Here is an 18899-nt window from a genome sequence, read left to right as displayed (position 1 = left end):
CTTAAACACCCGTTTCATTAATAGCTGTTTCTAGCTCTTCACCGACACGTGTTAAGAGGTCGTTCAAATCTCTGGTTGTTTTAACGCCCTCACTAGCAATTTCACTGTCTTCAAGCGTCAGCCAATAAGCAGCTAGAGGAGGTTCAACAAACTTTTGTACTTGCTTATTTTCTTCTAATAGGCGAGTCATGGATTCAGTAACATGGCCATCCCGGCTTTTAACTGGTTTTTCGAAAGCTGTCACTAAGTTTACCGGCCGATCGGGTCTGATAGTCACGAGCACGGCTTCCGGCAGGGTTTGATTGGCAAAAGTATTAACTTTTCCTGTCGGCATTGAATTGAAAAAGGCTTTAATAAATAAATTGATTGTTTTAACGGTTACATCTGGATGACCCAATTGCTTTAGTAATTCATGGCCAGCAATATTAGCATAGCGATAAAGAGTCGATGAATTAAATTCAATCGTCCCTAACATACCAGCTCCCGCGTTGTCTTCAGGTGCTAGGTCATCAACAGCGGTATAAAAATCAAATTCAGTTTGTACGGCATGAGTTGAAATCGCATGAGCTACTTGTGATGATGCATCCTCGTTTAATGACGGGTCATCAGCCACCATGCGACCAAACAAGGCGATATCAATGGCTGGATTATCTTTTAAATAGCCTTTCAAAACTTTCTTATCGGCTTCTCCCGCAAGAGCTGCTTTAGCTAATTGCTCAGCTTGAACATCTCCTAAGAAAAATAGTGCACGCGCTTTATGGTCCTTAGTTTTAATTCCCGCATCATTAATCACTTTTTCTGCCTTTTCAAGCGCTAATTCCTCTTCACATTTAGGATCGAGACTTTGAATCTTATCAGCGACATAGTTGACAATATCTAAAGATCTCACCCCAACATTATCTAGCGCGCCGTATTCATTGAAGTAAGCTCTCATAGCTCGTTTCCAGGATTGAGAACTAACCCGTGCCCTTCTGACACCGCCATACTGGGCAGTTTTCGGACTACCAGTATCGTCACGGTTTATATTAGATGGTGGAACGGTTTGAATGGCATGGATATCAATAAATAATTTATTTTGCTTCATCATTTTTATCTCCTTTATTTCTAGCTTGACTATAGTAGGCTTTAGCCCATGACAAACGAACTTTTTCTTCGTAACCTCTGCTAAACCAATACAAATCTTGACATAGCTTAGCAAAATTTATTTTGACTGTGCCCTTGGTGCGTGATTTAAGCAAGCGCAATAGCTGCCTTAAATGGTGGTTAAATTCATCATAGCTGGTAGCAGTAATCAAGGCATTGAAGCGGCGATCAATGGACACAGTGTCTTTATCTCCTCTTAGTGTTGCTAATGATTCACCAAAATTAGTCTTATTTTCGTAACTGGATAAAGGGCTATCCTGACCTTGATGGTACAAGGCGTATAGCTGCATCATGGTTAGTATGGCTTCTTCTTCATTAGTTAGCTGGTAGCTTTGACCAAGATACTCTTCTGGCAGCACCTCATACATAAGCGGCCAGACTTCAGTAGTTTCACTCAGGGATCGGCCCATTGAGTTCCGCAAATTAGCTAGCAAAGCCTTGCCTGAAGGTGTTCCTAATTGGCTATCTAGCCGCTTAGTTAATTGTCCTGCGACTTGGCTAAGTCTTAAATTATTTTTAGTCATGTCTTCCCTCCTTTAATTCCTTATTTAAATAGTAAGTAAATTTATTGTGGGCGATTGCGATATTTAATATTTTACTATCTTTATCATCTTTTTTGTTTTTAATGATGCCAGTATAGTCTCTTGGTCCAGCTTGTTTTAACAAGTGGTCTACTTGTTGTCTAACCAAGCAAGCTAATTGATCATACCACTCAATCACTTTTTTATCTTTGTCCTCGTCTTTATCTATACTTATAAGCCAGTCTCTAAAAGGTTCATCAATATGGTAATAAAGCTCAGTAACCCGTTCATTAACAAAATCATTAGTAGCTAGATTACGAATCTCTTTCAGGTCAAGTAAGAAATTACGGAATGTAAGACCCACTACCCGCTTGGTTGTTTCAACTGTATCATAAATCCTCGGCACCCAATGATTTTCTTGAACATCAGTTAAGACAAAGTCATCAATTTTCAACTGGTCACAAAGCTCATCCACGGGCACCCAAGATGTTGCGTTACCATCATCAGCCATGCTCACCGAGCAAATAGTTAATCTCCGGTCCCCTATCAATGGTGTAAGGTAATTTAACCAGGCTATGATACCAGGTTGCCGCTGCTTATCAGAATAATAGGTTGGCAAGGCAATTAAACCAAAGGACCGCCAAATGGATTGATTAGCCTGATGTTTTCTAGGCGTAAATTTATTTTTACTAGGACCGGTATCATTGTGCCGCCACAGGGTCATTGGCTCTAGAAACTGGTCTTCATGTTTTATATCAGGTAGTTTTACAATTTGGCACTCAAAAGCTTTAGTGGCATCTATATCGGGATCAATATAAATCCCACGACTCCAATTCGTATACAACTCCGCTAAGTTATCTGGCGAATCTGTCTCAAAATATCGCTGAATACGGGCTTGTGGCTCAAATTCCCAGCATGGTTTGGGTGGATTGAAGCGATATTTTTCATCCGGGTGCAACAGTATACAGTTCAGCGTTAAGCTTTCAAACAAGTTATTACCCTCTACATAGAGACCACCAATATCAAAGAGCCAGCCCTTTGATGATTTATACTTTTCACTCCCGAATATTACTTTATCTGATAAACCGGTGTATCCTTGGAAGGTAATTAACCAACGAGCAATTTCATCTTCAGCAAGAATTTCCTTATTATTCGATGCAGCAAATTTAGGTGAGAAGAGAGCAATTTTATTGCCACTTTCCGAAATCATCCGGTTAATATTCTTACCAGAAATTGAACTTGCTTGCTTTTTAGATATTTTGCTGGCATCAATATCACTAGCTGTAACCTGGTAAAAGGGATACTTATCATCAAAAAGATAAAAACGGTCCCGCCATGCTTCTAGATAATCTACCACAATTTTTGGAAAAGACTCATTCTGCCAGATTTCTAGCCATGTATTATTTAGTTCTTCTTCTAGGTCGTCAATATCCTCATAGCCCCAGTCTTCATCAGGAAACTCCCGTATTTCACCATCTAACTCGTATCGCAACAAGGCGGTCTGTAAAACAGCTAATAATAGTCGAAAAACTGCAAAATTTTGGGTCTGGGTATCACCCGCTAATTGCAAATATTGAGAGCCATTAGTAAAAACATCAAGCAAAGAAACCATTTGGCTATGCCCTTTGTCATCAACAATTACTGGAATCCAGTACTCATCAACCAAATTATACCGACTCATCTGTCCCTTCCTTTCTCATCTCTAAACCGTATTTTTTGGTGTAACTTAATATAAATTCTCCTAAGCGATAGTAACCTTGCTCGTCAAGAATTAGTCCCAGTTGACCCTTAAGCCAGGGTTGCTTGTCCCAATTAGATAAATATTTATTATAATCCTCCTCCAATTGCTTGATGGTAGTATCGATATTATAATTCCGACTCAAAGCACCAGGTAATTTGATGGTTTCCTGTGCCATGGCTTTAGCAATACCAGCATCTTCAATTGCTGCGGAAATATCTTCATCTTCATTGAAAAGACTGTATCCTTGACCATGTCTTTTCAGCAAAATCACCTCAATACTTTCATCACTATCTCTGACCTGGGCATAACCATATTCTTCACTTGTATTGGGGTTAGTGCCGCTCAGCCAACCAATGATATTTCTATGCTTACTTGGCGGCGGACTCAATCGATAGGTTTGTGCCCCTTTTTCTTTTCTAGTTAATAATTGTTGGTAGTCTGTACTAGCTTTATCGTAGTGGTCTTGATTATTTTCAAATTCAAATACTAGCGATTCATCGTAGACCTTTTGCACTAGGGGTGAAATATCAGTCGGCAGGTTAATCTTTTCAGGTAAACATGCCTGGGTTCTAATTAGTAGGTAGTCTCTATAAACAGCGGCACTACCTGGTTCAAATTCAAAGTCTGGGCTAGTACCCAATACATAAACACACGGCAATTTATGAGCTGCTGGTCTGTCTGGTCGGTCATGGCGGTGTAAGCGGCCAATCCTTTGAATTAAAAGATCCATTGGAGCTAAATCGGTTACCAGAACATCAAAATCGATATCCAGTGACTGCTCCATAACCTGTGTGCCGATATAAATATGGCGATCAGGCCGATTACCTTCTTTACCGATGCTTGCCATCAGTTGTTGTTCTTTAGCTTTTCGGTCGGTCGCTATAAATGATGAATGGAGAATATCAACCATATCCTCACCATAGCGTTCGACACATTGCTTACCTAATTCTTGGGCCCGGCGGACGGTATTGACAATAATCCCAATGTTACCCGACCCCTCCATCCAACTATCTAATAATAGTAGCAATTCTTCATCCTGAATCTGATTAACCACTACATTTGTAATTTTTTTTGCTGGTTTAAAGTCAGCCTCTTGTACCAGTTGCTTACCGTCCGTATAAGTAATTAATGGGTAATCGTCATATAGCAAATACTCTTTCAGTCTTTTAACTTCTTTTCTATTAATACCTTTACCCTTGAGATAGGCATGGGCTAGTTGCCAGCGACTTTTAGCTGGCAGGGTAGCCGATAAAATAATGACTGGCACTTGATAGGTTCCCATCCACTCCAAAGCCCGATGTAAATACTGATTCATATAAGCATCATAGGCATGAACTTCATCAATGATAACCACTTTTTTACTAAAACCCAGGTGCCTTAAGGCCAGGTGTTTTTGCTTTAGGGCCAGCATCAAAAATTGGTCGACGGTACCGACGACAAAGTCATCTAAATTGGAAGTTTTCCGTCCCCTGAACCATTGATTTACCTGGACCGATGCCACCAAGCTTTCTTCATTATCGATATCAACTTGTTTGGCTAAATTTTGGAAGTTTGGATTTAGAGCGGATTTTCCGTGAACTAACTGAAGGGATACCTTATCATCATAGTCCGCACTAATCTTTTCTAACCAATCTTCAATGCGGGGGAAAATCCCATCTGAGGTTGCCTGGGTTGGGAGACCGAAGAAGACACCACTCCGACCAGTTTTAGCTGCTAGTAATTCAGCTCCAGCCAGGGCAGCCTCAGTCTTACCGAGTCCCATGGGGGCTTCTAAAATAAAGATACCCGGTTCTTCACATGAGGCAATGGTTTCAACAAACTTTTCTTGAACTTCTCGCGCTTGTTTAAATTTAAACCGCTCTCTAAAAAGGTATTCACTGGTCTTTGTTTCAAATTCTATAGGATAGGTGGCAAACCATTTCTGAAAACCATTTTGTGCACGTTCACTTTGATCAATTTCCTGGCTTTGATCAATTTCTAGCAAGGGGAAATAGCTAGGGTTACTGGCAATCCAGTCTGCCATAATCAGTAATCCTGATAAAAGCACTTGGCCTTGCTGCCTAATAGTAGGCAACTCATCTACCGAAGCAAAACCTGACAGTTCTAAGGCACGGTCTAAAATCTTTTTTTGCTGGTCTTGCCAGAGTTCATGGATATTACCCTTACTTTCCTGAAAATAGTTACTGTCGTAGGCTTTTTGGTCCTTTATCTCATTCTCATTATCAAGAGGGCGACCATGGTGTCCGCCAATAATTGAAGCAATATCTCTGTTAACCCCAAAAACTTCAAGCAGGACTTGACCTGCTTTGGCATGAGGTGACTTTGAAGCGCTCGGTAGGTCTTTTAAAGACAAGCCTTTGTAACCAAAGTGTTCTAGTTCCTCAATTAAAAAACTGTCTAAATCTGGCGTGTTAGTATAGCCCCTTTTCACTTGGAAGGCAGGAGTTGCCTTGGCCAAGTCGTGGACTGCGCCGAGAAATTCGGCTAGACACCTGCCAGTACCTGCATCCGCTGGTGATAAATTTGATATGATGACCTGTCTCTGCCCCTTGGAAAGCCAGTGCTCCCATAATAGGCCGCTGACCTGCCTAGCATCTTCAAGATGTTGTCCCAGTGGTAACCATTGGTATATACCATCACTATCCTGTTTTTTTGCCCAAAAAGGCTGCGCTACTGTATAAATAACCATCTCCCCCTTCTCATCAAGCTTGGAAAACCCCTGCTAACGCAGGTATGAAATCCTTCTATCACAAAAATTAAAGGATCACGCCCGCTAGCGCGGGCATAAATAAAATATTTCTTACATATCTATTATCTCAACAACTGGTCACGCTTTCAACTTGATAAATTCATAAAGTTGATTAGCCCTAGGTTGGGATTTAAAATTCTCCCAATTAGAAACTGTTTGCCTGGAAACATTTAACTTTTCTGCTATTTCCTCCTGGCTATATCCATTTGACTTTCTGAGCGATCTCAGCTTGTCGCCTAAATGCATGTCATTCCTCCTAGCCTTCTAAAATCATTATAACAAATATTAAATTAACTATAATTCATAAAACGAAAAATTACTATCAAATAATTTTGACATTATTTAAAATATTTAACTAACTGTAATATTACTTTCTCCAGAAATTACTTAATGCAACAAGCTCAAAACCACCTAAAGTCATTAAACTGGGGTATTGAAAAAATAAATTTAAATATTTAATCTAATATTAATATAAAAAATCCCCCATAAGCAGACACTTAAACAAGTAACTACTTATGAGGCATATCATACCAGCTAACAAGCTCATTCATAAATATTTTTCCGATGACCGACCGATAGGGCTAACACAATAAGTTTATCATCCTATATCTCACAGATAATACGATATTGACCAACGCGATAGCGCCATAATCCTTTTAACTGACTAGACAGTGCCTTACCTTTTGAACGCGGGTCCTCTAAACCATCTAATTCCTTCACCCTTGCTTTCACTAACATAATTGAAATATGCTGGTTCATCTTACGAAGTTGCTTTATTGCAGTTTTAGATAATTCTAAGCTATAGGTCGTTTTCCAATTCCTTAATAAACTCACCTATTGAGCTAGAAACAGGATCTTGGCGATAAGCTTCTAGTGCCTGCACGCCTATTTCATAATCTAGCTCCGTTTCAATTTCTTCTGCCAGTGCAGTTTTAAAAAGTTCTGAGAGCGTTTTACCCGTCTGCTGAGAATACCCTTTAAAAAGCTTTTCCTCTTCTTCATTTAATCTAAGAGATACTACTGACATAATAATCCCCCTTCCTTTTTTACATCTATACTGTAATATATTTGATAGCCCTTAACAATTCTTGCTAATATACTCTTCGTTCATTATTTTAATTACTTCCTATATTGTACTTAAATCGGATGCCCTAGCCACTGATCGAGCTATTTTATTAAGCATTTTTCCATAAAATGCTTAACATATAGTAATATTTAACCTAAGCTGTTTGATATAGGCAAGTTTGTAACAGTCAATAAAAAATATAAGGAGTTGCGATCATGAGTAAAGATATTGAAGATTTACTAAGTGAGGCTAATGCCTTTTTTGAGGTGCCTAGTCTATTAGAAAGAGCCTTAAATGAAGAAAATACAGAGAACCAGAGAGAGCTGCTTCAAGAGGTGGCTAAGCTAGATCCTGATAATTTAGATATCCAGACCTTACTTATCCTAATGGGTGAAGATTACCATCAAAATTATCGCAAGTTAGCTGAATTGGAAGCTAAATATTTTCAATCCCACCGTAAGCAATTAAAAGATGGTGGCTATGCCGATATTGATAACCGGCCATACTTCCGGCTAAAAGCTGAATTGATTGATTACTATTTTAATCAATTAATGTATGCAAAAGCCGAAGCTCATGCTAAAGCCTTTTTAAATTTAGTGCCTCATGATAACTTAGGGGTTCGCTACCAGTTAATGGCCCTTTACGCTAAGACTGGCAACATCAAACAAAGCCGCACCCTCTTTAAAAAATATGATGGCTTTGACGATGACCGTCTGCTGTTACCTATGATTATGGCTTATGTGCTTAATCAAGATTTCGACCAAGCAAACCGATTGATTAAGCATTTGTGGGAAATAAATCCAGCTATTACCAAATTTTTTCAATCGACTGAGGAGTTTAATCAATACAGCGTCCTATATTACGCAAATGATTTGGACACCTATGCCGTCAACTCAGCCGAATCACTAGCCGTCACCTTTTTAGATGTCATGTCCTTATTCACTGAATCAGACTACTTGTATCAGTATATTAGAGCGTACCTATATAAACTTGATCCTAAACAAATCACTGCAACGGAACGTCTATTTGTAAACCACGCAAAAGCAAGAGAGCTCGAAAACCAAGGCATCTTCGCGAATATTGGTGCTCGTTTTGTCCATCCCCTGCTCCAGAATAATTTAGAAGCACTTGATGACTTTGCTAAAATTACTGAAAAAGAATTACTACAAATAGACGGGATTGGCCCAGCAACTTTGAAACGATTGAAAGAAAATGGGGTCAAATTTCGTTCAGAGTGATATAGCTTGTAATCTACCGTAAGTATAAGCAAATCCAGTAGCTAGCTTTTTATAAAAAAATGATTATATCCGATTTAATTTCTAAAAAGGACTGATTGTATGTTTAAAGAGATAGAAGAAACCATTACCGAATTATTAACTAGCGGTGAGAGTTTGTATAGCATTTCTAAAGGATCTGGTGTATCTTACTCAACTGTCCATGATTTATCAGAGAAACTTACTTATGACATGGTGCGATTTAAGACCATCAAACAACTCTATACTTATGCAAGGAAAAAAGGTAGCGAGCATTAGCTGGCTACCTTTTTTAAATCCAGGTCATTCTAATTATTTCTGTTCTTCTGAGCCCTTTACATTTGGATTTTTTAGCTTGATGGAATGTAGCTGGATAATAAATTTTTCGCTTCTCATCAAGTTTTAATCCTAATACATAAACTCTACTTTCTCTAGGGTTATTATCAAAAACCAAAATATCTAGCTCTCTATTCATTTTAGTCTTTACCAAGTTGTCTTTCTTTAACAAACAGGTTTTTACAGTATTTTTACCAAAAAACATATCATGCAGATGATAGAACCCGGATATTCTTGGTTTAATAAGCTTATAGTTATGGTGCCTTTTTATATCAGATTCAGTAAGCTTTCACTTTTCAATATTATAAACTCCCCTAGCCCCTTCTGGACAACCTACTTTGCCTAATCCTAGTAAGTGTGGGAGCTGGTTCTCTTCAAATGATATCTGGATTGGATTAATTTTTTTATATCTAGTCTCGATGATACAATTTTGATAACAAAAATATTTTCGATAAAAATCTAAAATATCAATTAAATTATTAGAATATTTTGTATTCAATATGATTTAGGCACCACCCTAATAATGATTTACATTGGTTAAAAAAATAGCGCCCACTTGGTAGGCGCTATTAGGGAAGGAGTATGAGTTGTCCATACTCTTGACCAACGATCAGATTTAGGCCTCTGTCAGGCAACATAACTTCCCCCAGTTATGCCTCTGCCGTTTATGAGCAGACAGTTTGACGACAACAGCGTATACGCTAAACGGAATAGCAGATTTAGCGGCTATTCATTTTGAATCATACATGGACTTAAATATTTTTTCAATAGTTATGCAGCCATTCTAAGAAATAGCAGAATTAAAAAAGCCCTAGCAACGCTAGGGCTTTAAAAAATATGGGCATGAAACCAGGCAAAAATCATCAATTTGTTCGGCTAGTCCTTGCTACATAAGGCTTTTTCAGGCCTATCCCACAGACCCTTCCATCTCATAAGCGATCAAGCGGTTGAGCTCAACGGCGTACTCTAGTGGTAATTCCTTAGAGAATGGCTCAACGAAACCGAGGATAATCATCTCAGTGGCATCACCTTCTGATAGGCCGCGGCTCATGAGGTAGTAGAGTTGGTCTTCTGAAATCTTAGAAACCTTGGCCTCATGTTCCAGGTCCACCTTACCGTTGCGGATTTCGTTAAAAGGGATGGTATCTGACTTGGACTTGTCATCCATCAGAATGGTATCACACTCGATATGGGACTTGGACCCTTGGGAGTTCTTGGCAAAGACCACGTCACCCCGGTAGTTAACGGCACCGCCATCGCGGGCGATGGACTTAGAAATAATGGAGCTAGAGGTATTTGGGGCATTGTGAATCATCTTGGCCCCAGTATCTTGGATTCGGTCACCATTGGCGAAGGCCACTGATAGCATGGTACCACGCGCACCCTCACCTTCCAGGTAGCAAGATGGGTATTTCATGGTGACATCGGCCCCCAGGTTACCGTCGACCCATTCCATGGTCGCGTTCTTGCCCACCCAGGCCCGTTTGGTCACCAGGTTATAAACTGATTCTGACCAGTTTTGGATGGTGGAATAGCGGCAGTAGCCCCCTTCTTCCACGAAGATTTCTACCACGGCGCAGTGGAGCGAGGAATCAGAATAAGTTGGGGCGGTACAGCCTTCAATGTATTCGACTGAGGCCCCTTCATCAACTACAATCAGGGTCCGTTCAAATTGGCCCATGCGGTCATCGTTCATGCGGAAGTAGGTTTGTAGGGGCAGGTCAACCTTCACGCCCTTAGGCACATAGATAAAGGTCCCCCCTGACCAAACTGAAGAGTTCAAGGCAGCCTGGAAGTTGTCTGAAGGTGGGACGAGTTTTCCGAAATATTTTTTAAAGATTTCTGGGTGCTCGCGCAAGCCTGAATCACAGTCGGTAAAGATAATGCCCTGGTCTTCGTAGACTTTTTTCATGTTTTGGTAGACCACTTCAGACTCGTACTGGGTTACGACCCCAGCTAATTGGGCTCGTTCAGCTTCAGGAATCCCAATCCGTTCAAAGGTTTCCTTAATCTTATCAGGGACATCATCCCAGGTCCGGGCCTTGGTACCGGCCTTACGCTTGTAATAGGTGATGTCATCAAAATCTAAATGGGATAGGTCTGGACCCCACTTAGGAAAATGGGATTGCTTGTAGCGGTCGTAGGCATCCAAACGGAATTGGAGCATCCACTCTGGCTCCTCTTTTTCGGCTGAGATATCACGAATGACCTGTTCATTAAGGCCATCGGTACCAATTTCCACTTCAGATTCAATATCATCGTGGAAGCCAAATTTGTAATCATCAATTACTGGTACTTCACTCATTGTTTATTCTCCTTCCAGGTCTTCGATATCAAGGCTGGTATCTTGTCCGTAGCGGTCGTCTAAGGCGCCTTCCATGGCCTTCCAGCCCAAAGTGGCACATTTAATCCGGGCAGGAAACTTCTTAACGCCGGCTAACAGGGCTGCTTCGCCCAGGTCTTTTTGTAGTTGCTTTTGGTCTTCATTTTTAGCAGTCACCATATCGTAGAAGGTATGGGCCAAATCTTGGGCCTCAGCCAATGTTTTCCCGATAATCAGGTCCGACATCATAGAGGCTGAGGCAGTTGAGATGGCACAGCCTTCCCCAGCAAAGGCCACGTCTTGGATGACATCATCTTGGATATCTAAATAAAGAATAATGACATCCCCACAGGTGGGGTTGCGCAGTTCAATGGAATTGCTGGCATTGGCCAAACTGCCGTAATGGTGGGGCTTGTTATAGTGGTCAACGATTACTGCCCGGTATAGTTGGTCTAGTCTAGATAAGGCCATTGGTGAAAAACTCCTTTACAGCAGTCAGTGACTGGATAAATTGGTCAATTTCAGCCCGCGTATTGTAGAGGGCAAAAGAAATCCGGGCCGTTGATGAGGCCTGGAGACAGGCCATTAGAGGCTGGGCACAGTGGTGGCCGGCCCTAACGGCAATGCCTTCCAGATCGAGGCCAGTGGCGAGGTCATGGGGGTGGACACCCTGCACATTAAAGGCAATCACCCCGTGGTGGTCGCTGGCCTGCTGAGACCCATAAATGTCAACAAAGTCTAGCTTTTGCAGTTGGTCCATGGCATAGGACACTAGGTCCGCTTCATGCTGGGCCAGGGCCGCCATGCCGCCAACTGACTCAATATAGTCAACGGCAGCGGCCAAGCCGATTTGACCGGCGATATTTTGGGTGCCGGCCTCAAACTTGTAAGGCAAGTCGGCCCAAGTCGCTCGTGTCGGTTCCACTAGGGAAATCATCTCGCCGCCAAACTGGATGGGGTCGATTTGTTTCAGTAAATCGGCCTTACCGTATAAGACACCGGTCCCAGTTGGCCCGTACATTTTATGGCCGGAAAAGGCATAAAAGTCAGCGTCCAGGTCTTGGACATCGACTGGCAAATGTGGCACCGCTTGGGCCCCGTCCACAACCAGATAGGCCCCGGCTTGGTGGGCAATTTGAGCAAAGTCTTTAACCGGGACTAGGCTGCCTAAGACGTTAGAGACATGGGTGACGGCCACAATCTTAGTCCGGTCGGTCATCACCTGGGCCAGATCATCGGCAGTCAGGCTGCCATCCGGTCGGTAGGGTAAAAAGACCAGCTTGGCCTGGTGGCGTCGGGCCGCTTCCTGCCAAGGGACCAGATTGGAGTGGTGCTCCATCTGGGTGAGGACAATTTCATCCCCTGGTGCTAGGGCAAAGTCGGCTAAACTGCGAGATAGCCAGTTGAGTCCCTGGGTGGTCCCGGAAGTGAAAATGACTTCTTTAGGCGACTGAGCATTGATAAAGCCTGCCAGCTTGATCCGGGCGGCTTCATAGGCCTGGGTAGCCCGCTCAGCTAGGCTGTGGACCCCCCGGTGGATGTTGGCATTATCCTTGGTGTAATAATCATAGAGGCGGTCCAGAACCAGCTTGGGTGTCTGGCTGGTGGCCGCATTGTCAAAATAAATCAGGGGCTCGTCATTAACTTTCTGGTCCAAAATGGGAAAGTCAGCCCGGTATGGATTAGTCAAGAGACATCAACTTCGTTTCTATGGTATCAACTAAGAGGTCACGCATTTCTTTTGATGGAATGGCCGTAATCACAGAACCTAGGAAGCCCCGGATTACCAGGCGTTGGGCCTGTTTCAAAGGAATCCCCCGGCTGAGTAGATAGTAGAGTTCATCTGGGTCTACCCGGCCCACTGAAGCGGCGTGGCCAGCCGTGACATCATTTTCATCGATTAAGAGAATTGGGTTGGCATCACCGCGGGCCTGGTCAGAAAACATTAGGAGGCGGCTTTCTTGTTGGGCATCGGCCCCCTTGGCTCCCTTGATAATATGGCCAATCCCATTAAAGGTCAGAGTGGCCCTGTCCAGGATAACCCCCTTTTGCAGGATATGACCGATAGAATGGTCGGCATAGTTGGTTACCCGCGAGTTGACCGCTTGAACTTGGCGACCAGCAGATAGGCCGACCACCTTAATTTCTGAGTGTGACCCCACGCCAGTTAGGTCGGTATCGAAGTCACCAACGATATTACCGTCGTTAACCATCCCGATGGCCCAGTCAATTTGGGCATCCCGGCCGAAGTCACCCCGGCGGTTAAAGAAGGCATGCGTGTTTTCACCCAGCTCATCAATGGCCGCATACTTGATAACCGCCCCATCAGCGGCAATGATTTCCGTCATAATTGAGGCTGGATTTTTTTCATCACCTAGGGTCTGGTAGTTCTCTACATAAGAGAAGTGGGCATTTTGGCCCCCAACAATCAGAACATGGTGGTTGAAACCTTGCTTAACCCGGGAATCCTGGAAGATTTTCGCCTCTAGGGGCTGGTCAATCTGGACATTATCGGGCACATAAACAAAGATCCCGTTGTTCATAAAGGCAGCATGGTGGGCCGTCATTTTAGACTCGTCAGCCTTGATGGCCTTGGTAAAGTAGTTGGCCTGCACTAATTCTGGATAGTCCCGCATGGCCGAGAAGATGTCGGTGAAAATCACACCCTGGTCAACCAGGTCTTGGGGCACTTGTTCCAGCAAAGTTTGGCTACCTACTTGGACCAGGCGGGCCTTGGCTGCCCCTTGACTAAAGTCTTCCGCCAGCATCTCCCCTTGGACACCGGCATCAATGGTGGTGTCAATCAGGGGCCAGCGGTGGTACTTGACCTTGTCAATCCGTGGTAGTTCTAAATCTTCATAAGTTTCAAAGCCAGCCTGGCGCAGGTCCAGCATAAACTGCGGCTCCTCATGCATGACAGAGAAGTCCTGGATGCTTTGCCAGATGGCTTGTTTATCGTTATTTGTCATGGCGATTGCCCCCTATTCCTTGTCCAGTGATAGGCCTAGTTCGTCGGCAATTCCCTTGTAACCTTCAGCCTCTAATTGTTTGCCTAGTTCAGCGTCTCCAGATTTGACTACCCGGCCGTCCATCATAATATGGACATGGTCTGGCACAATATAGTTCAAGAGCCGTTGGTAGTGGGTAATGATTAAGCAACCAAAATTGTCGCCGCGCATGGCGTTGACCCCATTGGCCACCACTTGCAGGGCATCAATATCCAAACCAGAGTCAATCTCATCTAGGATGGCAAAGGTAGGTTCGATCATCATTAATTGGAGGATTTCGTTACGTTTCTTTTCCCCACCGGAGAAACCTTCGTTGAGGTAACGCTCAGCCATGTCTTCATGCATTTCTAGGACTGCCATTTTCTCATCTAACTTGTTGATAAAGTCCATAACTGAGATTTGGTCATCCTCATCGCGACGCGCATTGATGGCTGCCCGCATAAATTCCGCATTGGTAATACCAGGAATTTCAGATGGGTATTGCATGGCGAGGAAAAGACCAGCCCGGGCCCGTTCGTCTGTTTCTAGTTCCAGGATATTTTCGCCATCCAAAAGGATTTCACCCTCAGTCACTTCATAGGCTGGGTGGCCCATAATCGCCGCCGAAAGCGTTGATTTACCTGTCCCGTTAGGTCCCATAATGGCATGGACCTCATCGGTATTAATGGTTAAATTAACCCCTTTTAAGATCTCATTATCTTCAATTGACACATGTAGGTTTTTAATTTCAAGTGTTGACATAATACCCTCCATTTAAACTTTTCTTATGGTTTACATTGTATGCTATTTGAGAATGAATTTCAAATAGCGCCCACCAATCAGGGTAAAAAAAGAAATAAAATTAGAATCATTATATTTTATCAGGGTGTGAGACTTGGCGCTTAGGCCAGGATCCTTGGAGCAGAAGGCAAGCAATATCGTCAGATATTGTCTTGAATTCTGTGAAAGGACGCCTGGTCTGCCAAGTCGAACCCGACTAAACAGGGTGTGACGAGCAGCGTCCTGAACTGGTGCACTGGAGTAAACTAGGACCATTATCTGTAAGATAATGCGTCCAAGTTTGCGAAGTGACACCCAGTTCAGCTGCTCGGAGCCCGACTAAGGGTGTGAGCTTTGGTGTTTAGGCCAGAAATTTTGGCCATAATTAAAGGGGCTGGGAAAACTCCCAGCCCCATACAATATACTTATTCTTGATCCAACCAGACCTGGTCTAATTCGTCTAATTTGGCCCCTGCTGAGGCAGTCTGGCCGTCAGTGATAAATGGTCGTTTGACCAGCATGCCATCCGCTGCCAATAATTGGCTGATTTCCTGGTTGGTCATGCCAGCTAGTTGGTCTTTGAGGCCAGACTGGCGGTAGGCTTGACCCGAGGTGTTAATCACCTTGCGCGGGTTACCGTAGCGGTCCAGGGCCAGGTCAATCAAATCACTAGCCGGTGGATGCTCACGGATATCGATTGTCTCTACTGCTAGTCCGACTGCTTCAAAGTGCTTTAGGACCTTTTTGCAGGTGGAACAATTTTTAAGACCGTAAAAACTTAACATTTTCAAAGGCACCTCCAATTTTACGCCCCAAGCGGACAATCGGATTCTGCAACAATTCCGTTTCTGGGGTCTTGGCTTGATATTTTATCGACAGGACAAAGCCCACACACAGCAAGTTCATCACCAGAGCCGATCCCCCCATGGAGATAAAGGGCAGCGGAATCCCGGTCAGAGGCAGAAGGCCGATTGACATGCCGATATTTTCAATCACGTGGAAGGTCAGCATGGACACAATCCCACTCACACTGCCAATATAGAAGGCATCATGGGTCTTAAAGGCAATGCTGACCATCTGGTAAATCAATAAAAATAGTAAGAGAATGGTCACCACTGATCCCAGGAAGCCAAAATTTTCTCCGATAGTAGCGAAAATCATATCGGACTCCCGCACCGGCACGTAAACCTCAAATTCACCAAAACCTTTACCAAAGAAGCCCCCTGACCCAATGGCTTTAATCGACTGGGCCAGCTGGTAGGACTCATTAGCCGTGCTACCAAAGGGCTCTAACCAGGAATCGATCCGGGCAAACTGGTAATTTTTAAAGCCGAGGTTAAGCAATAAATCGCGGTTATAGATCACCATAAAGAGCAGGAATGCAAAAACCGCAACCAGACCGATAAAGGCTGGCAGGATAATGGCCCAGGTAATGCCAGATACAAAGACAGTCCCAACAAAAATCACCAGAAAGACCAGCATGGTCCCAAAGTCATTTTGTAAGAGGACCAAGCTGAATGGTAGCAAGGACCAGGTCAGCATCCGCATCAGGAAGCGGCTATCGACCCGAATCCGCTGGCGGCGGTTCATATTGACGACAATATCCGCTGAATAGCGGCGACTGTACTGGTCAACCAAGCGGCCCATTTGTAGGATATAGGCCAGCTTCATAAATTCTGAGGGTTGAAAAGTCACAGGACCAACCTTGAACCAGGACCGAGCCCCGGTTGATAGGGCCAAATCGCGGTCATAGAACAGGAGGACTAAAATTAATAGAAGAATACCAAACCAGTAGAGGGCTGGGGTAACCTGGTAGAGGGTCTGGCGGTCAAGCTGGACCACAACCAGGGCCAGCATAATCCCCACCACATACCAGATGGTGTGCATCATGGTAGGCAAAATGGTGGCGCCATCAAATTGGTGGTAGGTGGTGGCATAGACGGCCGTAATAGAAATACAGGCCAGGGCTAAAACCACTAGCACTAAAACCAGGTCCAAGCGACTGGCCTGGCCGGTCAAACGCCGGGTGGACCGTTGCAGCCGGCTGTGGCTACTACGCATAGCTGGCATTAATAATCCCCTCTTTCTTCACGACTAAATTGACGGTTAGTGGTAAAACGCACGTCTGCTGACTGGCGGGTCAGGCCGGCTTCAGCCACGGTTAAATCCCTTAAATTAGGGAAGTTAGCTGACCGACTCTGGCGGTAGGTCGGCAGCTGGTCATAAAACTCCTGGCGGTTACTTAAACGGTAGCCAATCACATTGGCCACCCCACCGACAATAAAGAGAATACTGATCAGGTAGAGGTAGAACATCAGGATAATAAAAGTGCCAATGGTCCCCGACCCAAAAGAGCCACCAAAATAGGTCATATAGATAGAGAACAAACCACTCAGGGCCAACATGCCTAGCGAAGCCAGGAGTGCGCCTGGTAATTGATATTTGACCGCCATGTGGTGGCGGGGCACAAATTGGTAGATATAGATGAAGGTAATTCCCACCAATAAAAGTAAGAGAGGCCATGTCCAAGTAGTCACCAGGCTGCGGAATTCGGCCATAATCGGTAGGACGTTACTTAAACCATCGATAATGGTGCCACCAAAAACAAAGATAATCGATAGTAAACCAACTGCCACCACCAAGGCGATGGTCAGCAAGAAAGAAATCAACCGGTTTAAAATCACATTAGGGGCATCTTCAACATCGTAGACCTTGTTCATAATCTTCTGGGCCGAGTTAAAGGCCTTGGAGGCTGACCAAATCGATACGATGAAGGTAATTGATATCGCCCCAGCTGATGGATTGGTTAAAAAATCCAATAAAATCGGCATAATAATCGGCTGGATTTCCTGGGGCAAGACCATGGTAATCATGCCCAAGACTTCTCCCCGGTTAAAGGGCAACAAGGGAATGATATTGGCGACCAATAACAAAACTGGAAACAGCGCCAGCAACATATAATAGGCCATTTGGGCGGCCGAACCACCAATATCGGCGGCTTGAATACTGTGCTGAAAAATCGGCAAGTACTCTTCTTTAAATTTTTTCATGACTAAACCCTTTCAAGGCCAGGTCAGCTTGTCCTGACCGGCTTAAATTATTACTGATTAAGCATTATAACTAATTCTAGCACGCTTAGCCAGTAAAAAAAAGGGTGTGAGACTTGGCGTTCAGGAATGAATCACTGGAAGGAATTAGGCCAATAGCTGCAAGCTATTGAGACTAATTTCTGAAGTGACGTCATTTCTGCCAAGTCGAACCCGACTAAAAAGGATGTGAGAGAAAGCGTTCTGAACTGCATCGTTGGAGCTAGGCGGGCCAATATCTAAAAGATATTGAGTCAGCCTAGTGAAACGACTTCAGTTCAGCTTTTCGAACTCAACTAAAACAGGGTGCGACGAGCAGCGCTTTGAACTGGTGCACTGGAGTAAACTTGGACCATTATCTGCAAGATAATGTGTCCAAGCTTGCGAAGTGACAGCCAGTTCAGCTGCTCGGAACCCGACTAAAACAGGGTGTGAGGGCTGGCGTTTAGAACTGAATCCTTGGAATAAAAGACGACCAATGTCGCAGATATTGTGTCGAATTTTATGAAAGGACTTCAGTTCTGCCAGACCGAACCCGACTAAAAGGATGTGAGCTTTGGCTGATAATATTCGTACAATAGCGAGAACCCGGGACAAATGTCCCGGGTTCTTTTATTTTAACTATTAGGTGGCAACAGGTAGAATTTCGACGCTGAACTAGCTTAAGTGGCGGTCTTAAGCCATTTGGGCCCAATCTCAACAGGCAATCTCGTGTAATCCCCTCTCTGAAATAGCTTAAGTGAGGGTCTTAAGCTATTTGGGTCCAAGCTAAACAATAAATCCCAAGGAATGTCGATGCTGAACTAGCTTAAGTGATGGCGTTAAGCTACTTGGAATCGCGCTCGATAGCAGATCTCGTGAAATGCTATCTCTGAAATAGCTTAAGTAGCGGTGTTAAGCCATTTGGAGCCTGG

Annotated in this window: 19 protein-coding genes; 2 read left to right on the top strand and 17 right to left on the bottom strand. The window is 43.7% G+C overall.

The genetic code is table 11. The annotated features are described in order from the left end of the window. Position 1: 1 nt before the first annotated feature. From cas7e to relB, 7 genes are all read right to left on the bottom strand, one after another. A complete protein-coding gene (gene cas7e, locus AWM75_RS08305) occupies positions 2–1087 on the bottom strand; it encodes a type I-E CRISPR-associated protein Cas7/Cse4/CasC (RefSeq protein ID WP_067980734.1) in 1086 nt (361 codons plus the stop codon). Next, positions 1071–1667 carry a type I-E CRISPR-associated protein Cse2/CasB gene (casB, locus tag AWM75_RS08300; protein WP_067980732.1) on the bottom strand — a complete coding sequence of 199 codons (597 nt, stop codon included), beginning with the start codon at positions 1665–1667 and terminating at the stop codon, positions 1071–1073. Before casB ends, cas7e begins: the two co-directional genes overlap by 17 nt. Next, on the bottom strand, positions 1660–3345 hold the full coding sequence (locus AWM75_RS08295) for a type I-E CRISPR-associated protein Cse1/CasA (RefSeq protein ID WP_067980730.1): 1686 nt from the start codon (positions 3343–3345) through the stop codon (positions 1660–1662). The genes casB and AWM75_RS08295 overlap by 8 nt, the downstream gene beginning before the upstream one ends. After that, positions 3332–6094: a CRISPR-associated helicase/endonuclease Cas3 gene (locus AWM75_RS08290; RefSeq protein ID WP_067980727.1), complete on the bottom strand. Its 2763-nt coding sequence runs from the start codon at positions 6092–6094 to the stop codon at positions 3332–3334. Before AWM75_RS08290 ends, AWM75_RS08295 begins: the two co-directional genes overlap by 14 nt. A 138-nt stretch (positions 6095–6232) precedes the next feature. Then, complete coding sequence (locus AWM75_RS08665) at positions 6233–6400, bottom strand: helix-turn-helix transcriptional regulator (RefSeq protein ID WP_082702108.1); 168 nt, start codon at positions 6398–6400, stop codon at positions 6233–6235. Between the two features lie 357 nt (positions 6401–6757). Next, a complete protein-coding gene (locus AWM75_RS08660) occupies positions 6758–6913 on the bottom strand; it encodes a type II toxin-antitoxin system RelE family toxin (protein WP_074572649.1) in 156 nt (51 codons plus the stop codon). A 40-nt stretch (positions 6914–6953) separates the two neighbouring features. Then, positions 6954–7181: a type II toxin-antitoxin system RelB family antitoxin gene (gene relB / locus AWM75_RS08285; RefSeq protein ID WP_067980726.1), complete on the bottom strand. Its 228-nt coding sequence runs from the start codon at positions 7179–7181 to the stop codon at positions 6954–6956. A 254-nt stretch (positions 7182–7435) separates the two neighbouring features. Between relB and AWM75_RS08280 the strand changes: the two genes are divergently transcribed. Both AWM75_RS08280 and AWM75_RS08275 read left to right on the top strand, forming a co-directional pair. Then, positions 7436–8458, top strand: a complete 1023-nt coding sequence (locus AWM75_RS08280) for a tetratricopeptide repeat protein (RefSeq protein ID WP_067980724.1) — start codon at positions 7436–7438, stop codon at positions 8456–8458. 99 nt (positions 8459–8557) lie between these two features. Continuing rightward, positions 8558–8752, top strand: a complete 195-nt coding sequence (locus AWM75_RS08275; protein WP_067980722.1) for a hypothetical protein — start codon at positions 8558–8560, stop codon at positions 8750–8752. A gap of 13 nt (positions 8753–8765) precedes the next feature. On the opposite strand, the gene AWM75_RS08725 is transcribed toward AWM75_RS08275, so the two are convergent. The 10 genes from AWM75_RS08725 to AWM75_RS08235 form a co-directional block, all read right to left on the bottom strand. After that, entirely contained in the window at positions 8766–8948 is a 183-nt protein-coding gene (locus AWM75_RS08725; protein ID WP_158320193.1) for a hypothetical protein, read from the bottom strand. 150 nt (positions 8949–9098) lie between these two features. Next, complete coding sequence (locus tag AWM75_RS08970; protein WP_158320190.1) at positions 9099–9308, bottom strand: PBECR4 domain-containing protein; 210 nt, start codon at positions 9306–9308, stop codon at positions 9099–9101. A 408-nt stretch (positions 9309–9716) separates the two neighbouring features. Then, the gene (gene sufB / locus AWM75_RS08270) at positions 9717–11114 is read right to left on the bottom strand and encodes a Fe-S cluster assembly protein SufB (protein WP_067980720.1); all 1398 of its coding nucleotides are present in this window, start codon (positions 11112–11114) and stop codon (positions 9717–9719) included. A gap of 3 nt (positions 11115–11117) precedes the next feature. Beyond that, positions 11118–11603 carry a Fe-S cluster assembly sulfur transfer protein SufU gene (gene sufU, locus AWM75_RS08265; protein ID WP_067980718.1) on the bottom strand — a complete coding sequence of 162 codons (486 nt, stop codon included), beginning with the start codon at positions 11601–11603 and terminating at the stop codon, positions 11118–11120. Further along, positions 11590–12822 carry a cysteine desulfurase gene (locus tag AWM75_RS08260; RefSeq protein ID WP_067980715.1) on the bottom strand — a complete coding sequence of 411 codons (1233 nt, stop codon included), beginning with the start codon at positions 12820–12822 and terminating at the stop codon, positions 11590–11592. Before AWM75_RS08260 ends, sufU begins: the two co-directional genes overlap by 14 nt. Then, on the bottom strand, positions 12815–14101 hold the full coding sequence (gene sufD / locus AWM75_RS08255) for a Fe-S cluster assembly protein SufD (RefSeq protein WP_067980713.1): 1287 nt from the start codon (positions 14099–14101) through the stop codon (positions 12815–12817). The genes AWM75_RS08260 and sufD overlap by 8 nt, the downstream gene beginning before the upstream one ends. A 12-nt stretch (positions 14102–14113) precedes the next feature. Further along, positions 14114–14881 (bottom strand): Fe-S cluster assembly ATPase SufC, encoded by a 768-nt coding sequence (sufC, locus tag AWM75_RS08250; protein WP_067980711.1) that lies wholly within the window; start codon positions 14879–14881, stop codon positions 14114–14116. Between the two features lie 443 nt (positions 14882–15324). Next, positions 15325–15684 (bottom strand): Spx/MgsR family RNA polymerase-binding regulatory protein, encoded by a 360-nt coding sequence (locus tag AWM75_RS08245; protein WP_067980708.1) that lies wholly within the window; start codon positions 15682–15684, stop codon positions 15325–15327. Next, positions 15662–16969 (bottom strand): FtsW/RodA/SpoVE family cell cycle protein, encoded by a 1308-nt coding sequence (locus AWM75_RS08240; protein ID WP_327020367.1) that lies wholly within the window; start codon positions 16967–16969, stop codon positions 15662–15664. The genes AWM75_RS08245 and AWM75_RS08240 overlap by 23 nt, the downstream gene beginning before the upstream one ends. Beyond that, positions 16969–17949 (bottom strand): YihY/virulence factor BrkB family protein, encoded by a 981-nt coding sequence (locus tag AWM75_RS08235; RefSeq protein WP_067980706.1) that lies wholly within the window; start codon positions 17947–17949, stop codon positions 16969–16971. The genes AWM75_RS08240 and AWM75_RS08235 overlap by 1 nt, the downstream gene beginning before the upstream one ends. Positions 17950–18899: the final 950 nt, after the last annotated feature.

This window comes from Aerococcus urinaehominis (assembly GCF_001543245.1).
Lineage (GTDB): Bacteria > Bacillota > Bacilli > Lactobacillales > Aerococcaceae > Aerococcus > Aerococcus urinaehominis.
This window is presented reverse-complemented; position numbering and strand designations above follow the sequence as displayed.